The 15,879-nt window shown below is 33.3% G+C and carries 12 protein-coding genes; 6 read left to right on the forward strand and 6 right to left on the reverse strand.

Features of this window, described 5'->3' with window-relative positions; genetic code table 11:
- The first annotated feature begins 18 nt into the window (after window positions 1-18).
- From ACTB0X_RS04205 to ACTB0X_RS04230, 6 genes are all read left to right on the forward strand, one after another.
- A complete protein-coding gene (locus tag ACTB0X_RS04205; RefSeq protein WP_463023740.1) occupies window positions 19-735 on the forward strand; it encodes a 3'-5' exonuclease in 717 nt (238 codons plus the stop codon).
- 9 nt (window positions 736-744) lie between these two features.
- Window positions 745-2,385 (forward strand): glycoside hydrolase 5 family protein, encoded by a 1,641-nt coding sequence (locus ACTB0X_RS04210; RefSeq protein ID WP_463023741.1) that lies wholly within the window; start codon window positions 745-747, stop codon window positions 2,383-2,385.
- A 14-nt stretch (window positions 2,386-2,399) separates the two neighbouring features.
- Entirely contained in the window at window positions 2,400-4,166 is a 1,767-nt protein-coding gene (locus ACTB0X_RS04215; RefSeq protein ID WP_463023742.1) for an ABC transporter ATP-binding protein, read from the forward strand.
- A gap of 175 nt (window positions 4,167-4,341) precedes the next feature.
- Window positions 4,342-5,763: a hypothetical protein gene (locus ACTB0X_RS04220; protein WP_463023743.1), complete on the forward strand. Its 1,422-nt coding sequence runs from the start codon at window positions 4,342-4,344 to the stop codon at window positions 5,761-5,763.
- Between the two features lie 22 nt (window positions 5,764-5,785).
- Window positions 5,786-6,547 carry a hypothetical protein gene (locus ACTB0X_RS04225; protein WP_463023744.1) on the forward strand — a complete coding sequence of 254 codons (762 nt, stop codon included), beginning with the start codon at window positions 5,786-5,788 and terminating at the stop codon, window positions 6,545-6,547.
- Window positions 6,547-7,902, forward strand: coding sequence for a hypothetical protein (locus ACTB0X_RS04230; protein WP_463023745.1), 1,356 nt, complete (start codon window positions 6,547-6,549; stop codon window positions 7,900-7,902). The genes ACTB0X_RS04225 and ACTB0X_RS04230 overlap by 1 nt, the downstream gene beginning before the upstream one ends.
- A gap of 7 nt (window positions 7,903-7,909) precedes the next feature.
- Here the strand turns inward: ACTB0X_RS04230 and ACTB0X_RS04235 are convergent, their stop codons facing one another.
- The 6 genes from ACTB0X_RS04235 to ACTB0X_RS04260 form a co-directional block, all read right to left on the reverse strand.
- A complete protein-coding gene (locus tag ACTB0X_RS04235) occupies window positions 7,910-9,529 on the reverse strand; it encodes a hypothetical protein (RefSeq protein ID WP_463023746.1) in 1,620 nt (539 codons plus the stop codon).
- 9 nt (window positions 9,530-9,538) lie between these two features.
- A complete protein-coding gene (locus tag ACTB0X_RS04240; RefSeq protein WP_463023747.1) occupies window positions 9,539-10,267 on the reverse strand; it encodes a dolichyl-phosphate beta-glucosyltransferase in 729 nt (242 codons plus the stop codon).
- A 102-nt stretch (window positions 10,268-10,369) separates the two neighbouring features.
- Window positions 10,370-12,106: a hypothetical protein gene (locus ACTB0X_RS04245; protein ID WP_463023748.1), complete on the reverse strand. Its 1,737-nt coding sequence runs from the start codon at window positions 12,104-12,106 to the stop codon at window positions 10,370-10,372.
- 74 nt (window positions 12,107-12,180) lie between these two features.
- Window positions 12,181-12,897 (reverse strand): glycosyltransferase family 2 protein, encoded by a 717-nt coding sequence (locus tag ACTB0X_RS04250; RefSeq protein WP_463023749.1) that lies wholly within the window; start codon window positions 12,895-12,897, stop codon window positions 12,181-12,183.
- Between the two features lie 54 nt (window positions 12,898-12,951).
- A complete protein-coding gene (locus ACTB0X_RS04255; RefSeq protein WP_463023750.1) occupies window positions 12,952-14,406 on the reverse strand; it encodes an alginate O-acetyltransferase AlgX-related protein in 1,455 nt (484 codons plus the stop codon).
- A complete protein-coding gene (locus ACTB0X_RS04260) occupies window positions 14,406-15,824 on the reverse strand; it encodes an MBOAT family O-acyltransferase (protein WP_463023751.1) in 1,419 nt (472 codons plus the stop codon). Before ACTB0X_RS04260 ends, ACTB0X_RS04255 begins: the two co-directional genes overlap by 1 nt.
- Between the last annotated feature and the right edge of the window lie 55 nt (window positions 15,825-15,879).

Here is a 15,879-nt window from a genome sequence, read left to right on the forward strand (position 1 = left end):
TACTCCTAAACTATTGATATGCTTGATCAAATTAAGTTAGAGAAGATTATTTTTATCGATATTGAAACTGTTCCCTTGTTCCCAACTTATAACTTATTGTCTGAGAAGTGGAAGTCATTATGGGATAAAAAGTCTGGTTTTATTTCAAAAGACGATCAGACTCCTGATGAGGTTTATGAGCGAGCAGGGATTTATGCAGAATTTGGAAAGATTGTTTGTATTTCAATTGGTATAATTAGAGAAGTTGAAGGAAAAAAGACTTTCCGAGTTAAATCTTTTGTTAATAATGATGAGAAAACTTTACTAACCACTTTTTCAGAATTATTAAAAACTCATTTTAAATCCCCAGACTATTTGTTGTGTGCACACAATGGCAAAGAGTTTGATTTTCCATATATTGCCAGAAGAATGTTGGTGAATGGCATTAGGCTTCCATACTTACTTGATACGGCTGGCCGAAAACCATGGGAAATACAACATCTGGATACTTTACAACTTTGGAAATTTGGAGACTATAAGCATTATACTTCACTAGATGTTCTCACTACATTGTTTGGAATTCCTACACCCAAACAAGAAATGGACGGTAGTGATGTCGCAAATGTATATTGGGTGGATAAAGATTTAGAAAAAATTAAAGATTATTGTCAAAGAGATGTGATCGCAATAGCCCAGTTAATCCTAAAATTTAAAGGGGAAGATCTGTTGAATCCTAAAGCCGTTGTATACAGTTAAGTTCTATTTATGCTACGTTTAAACGGATTTCTTTTTTCTTTTTTATTCATGCTTGTTAGTTGCGGAATTGATTCTTCGAGTATAAATCAAGAAGCAAAAGATAAAGGTTTTGTATACATGGATGGAAAGCAGTTCATGATGAATGATAGTGTTTTTTTTCCAGTTTTAATGAACTATATGTTGGATTTTATGGAAGTCGATGGGGAAATTATTCCTGTTCCAAATGTTCAATATGATTCACTGAACATTCATGTAGGAACAACAAAAGAAGAGTGGGTGGGACAGCTGGAAAATCATTTTGAATTGTTAAGTGAACTGGGATTTAATACTATTCGATTGGTGGGTTATAATTCTGACAAATACAATGAATCGGGGGAGTTGTTGATTAACTTGTATGATCGAATAGGAAATTATGAACGCGTCAGGTTTGAATCGAATCATTATAAATTTGAGAATGCAGTTAAAAAGACAATAGAATTGGCCAAAAAACATCAATTGAAAGTGATGTTGCTTTTACCAAATCACCGCCAAAATGCAATAGAAGAGATTTCTAGGATAGATTTTATAAAAAGTACCTATGCTTTATTCAAGGAGAATAATACCGTTTTCGCATACGACTTATGTAACGAACCACTCTACTTTGATAAAGCAGATGCATTGCCTGGTGTGGATCAATCCCGAACGAAATTATCAGCATTCCAATTGGTAACAACTTGGAAAAAGTTATTTGATTCATTGGTTCCAAACCAGCTTTCAACCATTGGCTTTGGAGAGCCTTTGGAAGTGTTTGAGTGGGATGCCTCCATTTTGCCTATTGACTTCGTTTCTTTTCATACTTACAATCCACTTCGGGTGCCTAATGAGATCTATTGGTGGAGTAAATACATAGACAAACCCTTAATTATTTCAGAGACGTCATTGCCGTCAGATAATGATTCGATTTTGTATAGTTCACAAAGCGATTTTATTGAGGCTGCTTACAAACGAGCAGTTGATTGTGGAATTAGTGGTTTTGGTTGGTGGCAGTTTCAAGATGTATACTGGGGAGACAATTACGAACACAACTATACTGCATTACTAGATCATAATGGGACTACTTATCTAGAAGATAGTTCGAAAGTGATTTATGGTGGTGTAAAACCTGCAGCAATAAAGTTAAACGGGTTACTAGATTATAAATCAAAAGGAAACTGTAAATGTTACAATAATTATGAAAATATAGTAGGCTATAAAAATTATCGGGTAGATGGATATATTAGAGATAGTATAACTCATGAACCAATTGAAGGCGCAATAATTAGAGGATATGTCGAGAACTGGTCGATCGCAAGCAACACCTTTACTGATAAGAAAGGGCATTTTTCATTGTATTCGAATGATAAAATGATCAATTTGCATATTACTGCACCTGGATATGAAATGATCTATTATTATAACGACACAGAATATGAACGAGTGAATTTTGAAGAGGATATCAGTGACATTCTATTAGAATATCAGAATATACATTACAAAAACTATTTAAAGAATGATTCGTCAATCAGTAATGGTATTTTTACATTTAATAGCGATGATTTTGGGCAGTATATTTACTATGGTAAATTAAATGTGGTAAAAATTAACAAACTGAATTTAGAAACAGTTAAATAAATTCTCAAATAATTTTGAATCTAGAACACACTCTATTAAATTTTAAAAATTTAACCGTTGCTTTTGGCAAAGGAGAACTGGAGAATACTGCTGTTTTAGATGTGTCGTTTTCAGTAAATAAAGGTGAAATTTTAGCCATAGTTGGAGAGTCAGGATCTGGTAAATCTGTCACTTCCTTATCAGCTATGGGTTTGATTGGAAAAGCGGGTACTATAAAGTCAGGACAAATAATTTTCAATGGAAAAAATCAGCAAGAAATAGACTTTCTGAAGCTCCCTGACAGTGAAATGAGGAAATTTCGTGGAAATAAAATTGCCATGATTTTTCAGGAACCAATGACTTCATTGAATCCTGTTTTTAAATGTGGAGAGCAAGTGGCTGAATCCCTAAAACTTCATTTAGGGTTAACTAATACTTTAGCCAAAGAGAAGGTAATTGAATTATTTAAAGAAGTATTGTTGCCTCGACCAGAAGCTATTTACGAATCTTATCCACACCAAATTTCAGGGGGACAGAAGCAACGTGTAATGATAGCAATGGCCATCGCTTGCAATCCTGAAATTTTGATAGCAGATGAGCCTACTACTGCATTGGACGTTACAGTTCAGAAGTCGATCTTAGAATTACTTAGAAATCTTCAGCGAAAACACAATATGGGGATTATATTTATTACCCACGACCTTGGAGTAGTTGCAGAAATCGCAGATCGGGTATTGGTAATGTACAAAGGAAAAATTGTAGAACAAGGGTCTGTTAAAGAGGTATTAGTAGCGCCAAAACATGCATATACAAAAGGTTTGTTAGCTTGTAGACCACCAGTTGATAAAGTGTTAAAAGCACTACCAACCGTGAGTGATTTTATGTTTGTCAATGAAAATGGCGAGTTAACATCAAAAGATCAATCGATTTCGAGTGTATTTGAGGCCCTTACAGTGACTCAAATTTCAAAAAACCAAGAGAGACAGCTTCTTTATGCGCAAGAACCCATTTTGAGCCTAAAAAATATTCAAGTTGAGTTTCCTATTTCAAAGACCTTTTTTGGGAAAACTAAAGAGGTCTTAAAAGCGGTAAATCAAGTAAGTTTTGACATTTTTCCAGGAGAAACTCTAGGCCTTGTTGGCGAATCTGGCTGTGGAAAAACAACTTTAGGAAGGACTATTTTGCAATTAATTAAACCAAAGTCAGGCGAAGTTTGGTACAAAGGAATTGACTTAGTTCAATGCACCGAAACTAAAATGAGGTTTTACAGAAAGGAATTGCAAATCGTATTTCAAGATCCTTATTCTTCCTTGAATCCTAGGATGACTATCGGCGATGCCATTAAAGAACCAATGGAAGTTCACGGAATTGGATTAAGCAATAAGGAACGAAAAGAAAAGGTTCAGGAACTTCTAGTTAAAGTAGGCCTAACCCTAGAAATATACGATCGTTATCCACATGAGTTCAGCGGAGGACAACGACAACGAATCTGTATTGCTAGGGCTTTAGCAGTAAATCCAAGATTTATCATTTGCGATGAATCTGTTTCTGCATTAGATGTTTCCGTTCAAGCTCAGGTATTGAATCTATTAAATGATTTGAAACGAGATCTAGGGTTTACTTATATTTTTATTTCCCATGATTTGTCTGTGGTGAAATACATGTCGGATAGAATTGTAGTTATGAATCAAGGGAAAGTAGAAGAAATAGGACTCTCTGATGAAGTATATAACACTCCACAGCATGAGTATACCAAAAAGTTGATTGCCGCAATTCCAAAAGGAGAAGCTTTTCATGATTAAAGTTTCATGGAGCCATATCAGTATTGTATTGAGTTTATCTGTAGTTTTTTCTATTGTATTTTCTACAAAGTACTGGAGGAATGATCGGGAGATAATATCTAATGATGTTTATTAAGAATATTTATTTTACAAAGTGTTAGATTACCTATAATGATGGTTTATATTGAAATAGATAATGAAGAAGCAAAAAATTGAGAACGGGAGTATTAATGTAAACAAATGGACGATACTAAATACTGTTTTATTTATACTAACAGTTTTAGTTACTATTGCTCCCGCATTTAGCAATGGTTATCCGTTGCTTTTTCCTGACTCAGGCACTTATTTGGCTTCTGGACATTCTGGCGAGGTTCCAATAGACCGTCCAATTATTTATGGATTGTTAGTTCGTCACCTTAGCCTTTCATACAGCGTATGGTTGGTTATTCTTTCTCAATCTATTATATATAACTATTTGGTATTTATGGTTGTGAATAAATTGGTTCAACCAAAAAAGCCTTTTGTTGTATTGTTTATCATCGGACTAATGATGAGTATATTTACAGGTGTTGGTTATTACACTAGTTTGGCTATCGCTGATATTTTTACAGTCATTTCTATTCTGTCCCTGTTTCTTTTGGTTGTTTTGGATAAGAATGAAAAAGTTCATATCGGTTTTATTTCAATCATTCTACTGGTTTCAATAATTACTCATTTGTCTCATATCCCGTTGGTTTTAGCACAATTGTTTATTTTGGGGATTTACTTTTTAATCAAAAAACAATTTAAAGCACACTTAAAACGGTTTGTGTTTATTGTGTCTCTATTTGGTGGTAGTTTGCTTACTATCTGTTTAATCAATAACTCGTTTGGTGCAGGATTTATAATTTCAAGAACGAATAATATAATACTCGCCACACGGTATATTGAGAGTGGATTGGCAAGTAAATTTTTACAGAAGAATTGTGGTAATAGCGATTTCTCTCCTTCTTATAATTCATTGTGTGAGTATAAAGATGTTTTTGATACTTGGCCTGATGCAGGCACTTATTTATATGACTCAAGTAGTCCAATTTATGATGAGGAATGTTTGAAGAGAGGGAGTTGGGCAAATTGTTGGAAAGAAAAAGATGCAGAATATGGAGATTTAATCTCCGATATTTTATCCGATGATGAGTTGCGAACTGATTTTATTGCATTAGCAATTACAGGTACATTGAAGCAATTAATTACCATTGAGCAATCACCATTAAATTATGTGGATTTAAGAGGCATAGTAGAAAAGTATTTTCCTGATGATTTATACGCCTATGATCATTCAAAGCAGGCTCGTTATGGATCTGTTACCTTTCATTTTAAAACAATTTTAGAAGTACTATTTTTATATATTTCCATCTTTTTAATTGTATTGTTCATTCGAAATAAAAAATTAACTCACGATACTTTACTTTTTTTGATTGCGATTGGTTTTACATTGTTGTTTAATGCAGCCTTTTGTGCTACACTATCCAATGTAATTCCTCGTTACCAAGGGAGAATTGTTTTTTTAGTCCCACTTTTTATGTTGGTATTGTTGTTTCAATTTCTTAAGGATAAAAAGATTACATTAAATTTCTAGTCTTATTGAAGCATAATTCAAAATGAAAGTAGTAGTAGCTATACCAGCATATAAAGGCAGAAATCAAATTTTAGATTTAATCAACTCTATCCAAAAGGTGGTTTCTCAAATTTATATGTTGGTCGACATATGCCTTGATTATAGTGGGAAATTCCTCAGTCAGTCATATTTTTGGAATCGTTTATATGTTATTTTTAGTGAAAAAAACTCAGGGTTAAGTAGTGCTTTTAAACAAGGATACGAGCAATTTATTAGAGATGATTCTGCAGATATTATCGCAAAACTAGATGGTGATGGACAAATCGATTCTGAATTGAATCAGGGATTAATGGGATCTACTTTAATGGATCCTATCGATGTGTTGAATAAACTAGAGTTGGGCAAAATCGATAATCAGTATTATTTTGAAAGTAACATGTTGTTTCGGTTAAGTCTATTGAAAGCGAGAGTGATGGGTTACCCCTTGCATGCCTTGTATGTACATGAGGAAAGGAGCTCCAAAATTAGTAGAATTATGTTCCGATTTCCACTTCAATATGTTATAAGTTCCTTAAAAAGAATTGGTTATAACTGCTTTCTTCATGATTTTAATGCCGGAAGTCTTCAATTATTCATGGGTTTACTGTTATTCATATTTGGGGTTATCTTTGGCGTAATAAAATGGATAAATTCAGGTATCGAAGCTTCAGCAGGAACAATTATGCTTTCTGCGTTGCCGGTTATTTTGGTTTTTCAATTACTTTTAGAGTTTCTAAATTATGACATCGAATCAAGCAAAAATTAATGGTTAAGATATCACTCAGTCAGTTGAGTATTGCTATCTGTTTTGTGGTAATCTCTAGTTTAGTATTTTCTGAAAAGTATTGGAGAAATGAAAACAAAGTTATAGATAGTGATGTAGTTAACTACTATGGTTATTTACCTGCTATATTCATTTATCAAGATGCTTCATTAATGTATTGGGATGATTTGGATTTTGAATTGCAATTAAAATTGTGGTTTAAAACTAATGAAGAACAAGAGCGAACATTCAAAATGTCAATGGGAGTGGCTTACTTCTATTGTCCTTTATTTATAGTTGCACATCAACTTGCAGGGCCATTAGGGTATGAAAGTAATGGTTATACTCTACCTTATCGGTTATCAATAGTGTTAACTTCTCTACTCTTTTATCTGATAGGTTTGGTTTTCTTAAGGAAAATTTTGCTCAACTATTTTAGTGAATTGATCACAGCAATTACGATAGCAGTGATTGCAATAGGAACCAATATTATTAATTATGTGATATATGAACCGGGGATGAGTCATGTATTTAGTTTCTTTTCTATCGCTGCGTTTCTTCATTATTCTATCAAATGGCATAAGAACAATACATCAAAGAACCTCTTTGTATTGGGTTTGCTCACAGGTTTAATTATTCTAATTCGACCGACAAACATTACCGTTCTTCTAATTTTTCTACTATTCGGAGTGCGTTCTTTTTCAGATTTTAAGAATCAGATAGCTTTGTTTGTGACGAATTACAAACAAGTAATTTTCGCCATATTGGGTGGATTAATCGTTGTGATTCCACAGCTATTGTATTGGAAATACAGTACTGGTGACTGGTTTTATTATTCATATTCTGAAGAGGGGTTCTTTTTTAATGATCCCAAAATACTACAGGGAATGTTTAGTTTTAGAAATGGTTGGTTGATTTATACACCTCTAATGACGTTGGCTTTATTAGGACTCTTTATCAAAAATGGGATTATTAACAAATACCGTTTATCTTTATTAGCATTTGTATTAACTCATTTTTACATAACCTTTTCTTGGTGGTGTTGGTGGTATGGTGGTTCATATGGAATGCGAAGCCTTATTGACATATACCCTGTAATGTCTATTCCTTTGGCTGTATTTATAAGCTATGCAAGTAAGTGGAAACAAATGTATAGAATAGCAATTTTAGTCGTAATTGTTTCGTTTGTTGGGTTAAATTTTTTTCAATTCAATCAATATAGGAATACGATTTTACATTATGATTCAATGACCTATCAGGCTTATAGACATATTTTTTTAAGTAGATCTATTTCAAAAGAATATATAAATGATTTAGAACATCCGGATTACGATAAAGCCGTTAAAGGGGATCGGTAATACTGGCTTACTCATTTATCAGAATGATATCTGAATGTGGCGTGTTTGTTTGATCCAACCAACTATTCAACGATTCTTGATCTGTTAAATCAAAAAAGGACATGTAATTATTGGGGTAAGAACCAGAATATCCATTCACACATTGAATGTCCAAATCTTGACACGCTGTGATCACACTTAAGTGTTTTGAAATAATAGTACGATGTGATGATTTATCTTTGAAATTATAAGCAATCGCTTTAAAATTGGCAATATCAGACTTTTGAATGACAACCTTTATCGCGTCAACTTCTGAAATGCTATCCGCCTTTTTATAGCGGATTACATCATCATTCACCACAAAATAGTTATCGAGTACGATGAGCGGTACTATTGCCAGAACAACATATTTACCCCATTTACATTGACGATAAATATATTGAAGTACGAAGGAAAGAGTTAATATAAAGAAAACCACTTGTGAATTTATAATACGATTAAGTGCTCGCATTGAAGAAAATCCGGGTATTTCATAAATGAATTTATAAAGTGTTTTCCCATCTAAATTCAAGCAAAAAATCACTGAAAGAAAAGTACTTAATACTAGAAACGCCAAAAATTTAAACTGAGCGGATTCCTTTTTTACAAAGAATAGAAGAATCGCCGCTACTAAAACAGATACAATTGGAAGTAGTCCAGGAAACAGCATGTGCGTCCACCAGATGTTGATCGATTCTGTAAATGGATGAAAAAGATAATCGCTCCAAATAAAAGAAGCAGGGGAACTAAATAAGTATGAACCCAAGTGAGGAATGCTATCTATTACGTCATTAAATGGCCTCATTCCTGTTTCTTTTGAGATAATGAGGTAAGGCTTGAATAAGGCGTATAGCAACGCTAAGGAAGACGCAATGGCACCAAAGTAGATTACAGAATCCTTTTTGGTTGGAAGCTTTTTGAACAGACTAAAATCGCGGTATACCAAAAAATAACCAATCGCTATGAAAAGGATGGAATACAGACTAAAGAAACCTAAATAAATACCGCAATAAAACTGATACACCAAAGAAAACAGTAGAAAACTAAAGTGTTTTGATTTATTTTCTTGAAGAAACTTTATGGTCCAGTAAAAAATTAAAGGCAACATAAATCGAGGATAAATCTGGGCGTGGTAAATTTGACCGATGTTGAATATTCCAAAGGCAAAAATGTAAGCTCCGATAGCTGCTATTGTACTATTTTTAAATAGTATGTTGACTGCCCAATAACAAAAAATATAGTTTAATGCGTGAAGTATAATGAACCAAAGTTGAAAGGCGGTGTACCGATCAAAACCAACAAATCGAGAGGCCGCATAAATGGGAAGTGTTCCCAATAAATTGTCCGATCGAGCAATAACTAGCTTAGATGGATACATATAATGCGCATTCCAAAACCAGTCTACCTTATTCATTATAAAAAGGTAACCATGTTCCAATACAATATTGTTAAAACGGGCATCACCTAAATCTCCAGGAATAAACTCAAAGTTTAATCCCACGATTCGTAATGGTAGGATATACATTCCCACAATGAACAATAGTATTGGAATAATTAAATCTCGATAATTGGTTTCGGTTTGGATAGAATTGTCTTTGTAAAAATTCATTTCCAATGATTAAGAATACTTTAAATAAATACGAATCAGCTCAATAGGAATTTTGAACAAATAAGTAAAAGGAATTTTGGATTCTCCTTTCTCTTCCCATTTAGACAATGGAAGTTCTATAATTGGAGTTTTATTGATGCGGTAATCTGGCAACTTTTTCAATCGAAACAAGATTTCTACATCAAATAACCATGAACTGATAAATGGGACAGCAAACAACTCTTTGACTACAGATGACTTGATCATTTTAGCACCACATTGAGTGTCGTAGACTGGAATTTTAAGCATGTTACTAGCTATCGTGGCAAACACTCGACCAAAATAATGACGATACCACTTGCGCTTAATATCAGTGATGCCCAAAAGTTTTACTCGAGAGCCCATTAAAATGATAGGATCAAATTTTTCAGCCTTGGCGATAAACTGATTGACTTCGGCTAGTGGTGTAGCCAAATCAGCATCAAAATAACCGATGTAATCATATTCATCGGAAGCGTATTTTAGCATTGCAGTTCTTATTGCTTCTGCTTTTCCAACATTTTGTTGAAGGTCTAACACCTTAACGACAGAATACTTATCTGCTAAATCAGTTAGCACAGTTATGGTGTTGTCTGTGCTACCATCGTTCACAAAAAGGAACGTCAATCCTGCATTTTCTTTCTCAATAAATTGAACCAATTCATTGACTGGTAGCCGATTCTCTTCGTTGTAGCAAGGAATAATAAGTAGCGTTTTCATTAGAAGGATATTCTCAACTTAGTCAAGCTAAATTAAATTAAAAAATGCGCCTAAATTCGTTTTGTCTAACATTTAGTTTGGTAATTGTTTACAGGCAGCCGTTTATGGTTTGCTGTAAAATTTTAATCTCACATTTTTTAAATTATCTTTTTTATCAGCAGAAATGACTTTGAGAGATATTGCTACCTCTTGATTATCAGGAGTTGGGTCGAATTCAAAAATATAGTAGCCTTCATGCCATTCATTTAAGTTGTCTTGATGAAAATGAATTAAGCTTCTATTTTGTTCAAAATAAATGAAATTATCGTTTACTCTTGTTACTACCAAGTTTAAATACGATGAGTTATTTTCATCAAAGTCATTTTCGAATAATACTTGAATCATGCTTACTTTATCAAAAGATTCGATTTCAGAACTTTTACCATTAAATATCTGGGCAGTTGAATTTTCAAGAGAAGAAATGTCGCCAACATTTATATCTTTTACTACAGAGTAAAGGCTTGAATCGAGTTGGTTCTTCCATAATAGTCCGCCAAAACGATCGTCGGTTTTCAGAAAAACTTTCCAATATTTTTCTTGATCCATATCAATCCAATGAAGGATATATTCTTTGTACTGATAACATTGAATGATATTTAAAGGAATTGTAAAAAGCGACAAAATAATAATTACTAATCGAGGAATTTTATGGATGCGATCTAACATGATTGCAAATGGAATCAGAAAAATTACATAGTAATCAATGTATGCTCTTAATCCATAACTACAGCCATAATACCATGACCACCAAGATGAAAGCACAAAAGTTAGTATGGTAAAAAAAGCTATCCAAGTGAAAAATAAATAATAGAATCTTTTATAAATTAGCCATATGATACTCAACATGGCTATCAGTAAAACAGGCGTATAGATAAAAAGGCCCTTTTTATAACTAAATAAAATACTAAAGAAGTAAGGATCCAGAAAATCAAACCCCTCTCCTTGATAAGAGTAAACAAAGAAATCTCCTGTTTGCAAATGCCAAAGAACTAGCTGAATAGAAGTTATTCCAAGGAATAATAGTATCCCTAAAATGAGACTTTTGATATTAATAAAGAGCGTTTTAAATGATGCAATTAAATTTTCTTTAGACCCTGCCAGAAATGGGATAAATAGAACAATAAGAATATTTGGCTGACGGAGTATAAAGACTAATCCTAAGCAGGCAAATGCTAAAACGGAATGAATGGTCTTATTCTGATTAAAATAGGATTTAGCGGAATAGATAAAAGCGGTAACAGCAAATAGTGAATAAATGTGACTAAAGCCGGCTTCTACATTTACATAGTGAGTGACAGATGTGGCCAAAACAAGGATTAACTGACAGAAAGCGATGATATACAGTTTGATATCATAATGAGTTAGAATTTTTTTAAGAAAAAGTAAACTCAGAAACAAATAGAAAATAGCGGCATAAAATATTGCTTTCTGAAAGGGTTTCTGATACCCGTCGTGAATAGTCGATTCTAAATCCGATGTTAGGTATGCAAAAGTGAAAAATGGAAGTTGTAAGAGTGCTGTTCCACAAGGATACTTGTTGACTTTAAAGTTATTGTAATCTACATAAACTCCAGTTGAGTCGATTCTATAGTATATATCTGGAGTCTCTTGAAATGGATTATTTTTTCGAACTAAATCATGGTGAATCACAATGGATGGCAAATAGTCATAATAACCAACCCCATCAGCATTTATAGTTTGTTCAACATTTCCAATATAATTATTAATTGAAAGTATAAGTCCAAAAATAATTAGGACCTCAATGATGATAAACTTTAGACTAGTAATTAGATTCTTCAAAATAATAGATTAAGCACATTATCTTGACTAAGATAATCTAACTTTTTAAAATGCTTTTCCTAAATAGGTTACTATTATTTAGAGAATCGATATTTTAAAATGCAGTAAATAGCTCTGAAACCATCTTTCCAACCAATTTTTTTCCCTTCTTCGTATGTTCTTCCATAATAGGAAATCCCTACTTCATAGATTCTAATTTTTGGAACTCGGGCTAATTTGGCGGTTAATTCTGGCTCAAATCCAAAACGGTTTTCTTTAAGCTGAAGCGATTGAGCAATTTTTGTATCTATTAATTTGTAGCATGTTTCCATATCTGTCAAATTCAGATTGGTAAAAACATTGGAAAGTTGTGTTAGAAATTTATTTCCTATTGAATGCCAGAAGAAAAGGATGCGGTGAGGGTTTCCTCCCATAAATCGCGAGCCATATACCACATCGGCATTTCCCTCAACAATAGGTTTAAGTAAGTCATTATATTCTCTTGGATCGTATTCTAAATCTGCATCTTGAACGATAAGGTAATCACCAGTTGCTTTTTTTATCGCTTCATGAATAGCTGCACCTTTTCCCATATTTTTAGGTTGGCTGTATAGCGTAATTCCCATTTCTGAATTTTTGGCGATATATTTTTCTAAAACCTGAACGGTATTGTCAGAAGAACAGTCGTTCACGATTATAATTTCTTTTGAAAATCCTCCAGCAAGTTCAACTGATTTTACTCTGTCAAGAATTAAATGAATCGTTCTCTCCTCGTTGTATGCAGGAATTAAGATTGAAAGGGTCTTGGTCATGGGACAAAGTTAAAGACAAAAGTGTAATTAATTAGAGGTGTTGAGGAAATGTGTTTAGTTTTCATTTTCAACCATCCATTTTGCATTCAAATAAATATTTTCTTCAAGAGTTATATTTCTCTCAATAGCTTGTTGTTTCACTAATTCAAGCCATTCAGTATTGTTTCTGATGTCTTCCATCATTTTTTCTATTTCCTCCTCAAAATTAAAAACTTTTGAATGATTGTATTTCGAAATCGCAATCAGTTTTATTTGTTTTTTTAAGGTGTATTCTGTCAATGGAATAATTGATTTGGCATGTTTAATTGTGCTATCCGTTTCAAATGGTTTCAGCTTTTCAACAGGATAGACTTTTCTGCCATTTTTTAATAAATCATATAATTGATCTACAAACCCAAAGCCCATTTGTCTTATATTTTCATCTGTTGATTCAAGGATTATGATGTCAGATTTCTCAATTTCTTCCTCTAAGTCCAAGTATTCAATAAGCACTTTTTTACCATTAAATTTTTCCGGCCAATCAACTGTTTTGTTGTAGTACCATAAATATGATTTGGGATGAAAAGCAGAATCATAAGTATGGTAAAATCCTCTAAAACTTTGTAGGAAACTATCTCCAACACCTAACACTCTTGGCTTTTCGCAATTATTGCAAACATATTCTACTATAGGGTAATGTAGTGAGTCGCCGGAAATATGAGTAAATATATTCATGGATTCTCCAATGTCATAATCGGTAAATCTATAGTTTTCAGAAGTCACTTCTCCATCAGATAGTTTCATGTCAATCAGTTTTCTCCCCGTTTCGGTAGCGATAAAATCCAATAGAGAGTCGGTCACAATTGCAACGGTGTTTCCGGTCCAGTGCACCCCATTTTTTGGAAAAATTGGATACTTAAAAAGCGACTTATTTTCTAGAATAAACTTTTTCAAATCCAAATAAGTCGTTTCAGCACTGTCTAATAACTGAATCAGTGTTTGATAATTGGTAATTTTTCTATTGTTTTCAGCATAGAATCGATCTGGAATTAATTCTGGGTAAATGGCAGCTTTACCTGGAATGATCATAGGAAAGAACAACTTGCCTCTTTTAGCCAAAGAATCTTGGATGAATTTAATTTTATCGCTGTATTCTTTTAGTTTTGGATAACCAATCTGATCGTTACCAAAATAAGCCACTATATAACTAAATCCAAACCACATGCCCTCTTTTCCTTCTATGATATCGGTTGTATTTACTTCATTAAAGAGAGAATACTTCCGTTGATTATTCAATCGAATTAAGAAGTCATGAAACCCAACATTCTCTTTTCTTCGAACTTCAAAATTTTCCTGAAAAGTGCCATCCATAAAATTCGGTAAAGAAGGTTCTATTTTTTCTGTTTTGACAAAATAGCCACTTAATGGGGTTACTGGTATTAGCTTAAGTCGTTCTTGGATGAGGGGTGTAAAAAGTAGCCCCAACAGCAGGAAGAAGAGTAGTTTTTGTATGTTCTTTTTAATCCACATTAGAATCGAAAATAAATAAATGGATTAAAACTAGAACCTGATATAGCAGCGATACTAATGACTAAAAGAACACTACTGATGATAAATTTCGAAAGACCATTGGTGGTTGAAATGCCATTGCTGAATCTAGAGTAGCATTCGGCTAAGGCAGGAATAATCATTAAAAAACTTAAAGCTATCCCAATAATAAGCGTAATCATCAGCTCTAAATTTACAAATTCAGTGATTGATTGAAAATTGAAGCTGTACATCACTTTGGTAAAATCACTTGCTTGAGAAAGTGTGTCAGATCTAAAGAGAACCCAACCAGTCATTACGATAATAAAAGTCAAAAGAACACGTCCCAAATTACCGATATACGAAGTTAATCGGTTCAAAAATAAGCGATCTGCAATTAAGAAGACGCCATGAAACACTCCCCAAATCACAAAGTTCCAAGCCGCACCATGCCAAAATCCAGAGATTACAAAAACCAGCCACAAATTGAGGTACAATCTGTACTTTGATTTAACCTGATTTCCACCTAACGGGATGTATAAATAATCGCGCATCCAGGTGCCCAAGGTAATGTGCCACCTTCTCCAAAATTCACTTATGCTCTGAGAAATATAAGGGCTATTGAAGTTTTCTGGAAATTGGAAACCCATCAGTTTTCCTAATCCAATTGCCATGTCTGAATAGCCCGAAAAATCGAAATAGATTTGAAAAGTATAGCATAAAACCCCAATCCACGCGATTGATGAATTTAACGATTCAGGATCTAGATTAAAAATTAGATCGGCATGCTCACCTAGCACATTTGCAATTAAGACCTTCTTTCCTAATCCAATGGAAAATCGATAAAACCCGTATAATTTATCATTGTAATTGTTGGTGTCTCTGTCAGTAAATTGATCTGCAATTTCTTTAAACCGAACAATTGGTCCGGCAATCAACTGTGGAAATAGAAGTATATAGAGAGCGTAATCGCTTAGTTTTTTCAGAGGAGCCCTCACTTGTCTATACACATCAATGGTATAGCTCAATTTCTGAAAAGTGTAAAAGCTGATTCCTATTGGCAAAATAATGGAAGTCCATTCAATACTTTCTATCCCGAAATTGGTCAGAACTTGATTGGTGTTTTCTATAAAGAAATTGAAGTATTTGTAATAAAGTAATAACCCAACGTTTAGTACTATAGAGGCCCAAAGCAGTCGTTTTTTATTTTCAGAAGACCCGTTGTAGATTGCTTTTACAATATAAAAATCAATTAGAATTGAGCCCAAGGCAATGCCTAAAAATTCGGGTGCACCCCAAGCATAAAAGAGAATACTGGTTATTAAAGCAACAAGATTTTTAGATGCTTTCGGAGTAAAATGGTAAACGAGTAGAAAGCCAGGCAAGAAATAAGTAAGAAAAAAGATGCTACTAAAAACCATGTAAGGTTGCTTATTATTTACTTTTTAAGTCTTTTGGTTCTATCTGTTGAAAATG

The organism is Acidiluteibacter sp. (genome assembly GCF_055129545.1).

What these genes read in the sequence shown, in the direction of transcription:
- ACTB0X_RS04205 (WP_463023740.1), top strand. Translation starts at nt 19, where the DNA reads ATGCTTGATCAAATTAAGTTAGAGAAGATTATTTTTATCGATATTGAA.
- ACTB0X_RS04210 (WP_463023741.1), top strand. Translation starts at nt 745, where the DNA reads ATGCTACGTTTAAACGGATTTCTTTTTTCTTTTTTATTCATGCTTGTT.
- ACTB0X_RS04220 (WP_463023743.1), top strand. Translation starts at nt 4,342, where the DNA reads ATGAAGAAGCAAAAAATTGAGAACGGGAGTATTAATGTAAACAAATGG.
- ACTB0X_RS04225 (WP_463023744.1), top strand. Translation starts at nt 5,786, where the DNA reads ATGAAAGTAGTAGTAGCTATACCAGCATATAAAGGCAGAAATCAAATT.
- ACTB0X_RS04230 (WP_463023745.1), top strand. Translation starts at nt 6,547, where the DNA reads ATGGTTAAGATATCACTCAGTCAGTTGAGTATTGCTATCTGTTTTGTG.
- ACTB0X_RS04235 (WP_463023746.1), bottom strand. Translation starts at nt 9,529, where the DNA reads ATGAATTTTTACAAAGACAATTCTATCCAAACCGAAACCAATTATCGA.
- ACTB0X_RS04240 (WP_463023747.1), bottom strand. Translation starts at nt 10,267, where the DNA reads ATGAAAACGCTACTTATTATTCCTTGCTACAACGAAGAGAATCGGCTA.
- ACTB0X_RS04250 (WP_463023749.1), bottom strand. Translation starts at nt 12,897, where the DNA reads ATGACCAAGACCCTTTCAATCTTAATTCCTGCATACAACGAGGAGAGA.
- ACTB0X_RS04255 (WP_463023750.1), bottom strand. Translation starts at nt 14,406, where the DNA reads ATGTGGATTAAAAAGAACATACAAAAACTACTCTTCTTCCTGCTGTTG.
- ACTB0X_RS04260 (WP_463023751.1), bottom strand. Translation starts at nt 15,824, where the DNA reads ATGGTTTTTAGTAGCATCTTTTTTCTTACTTATTTCTTGCCTGGCTTT.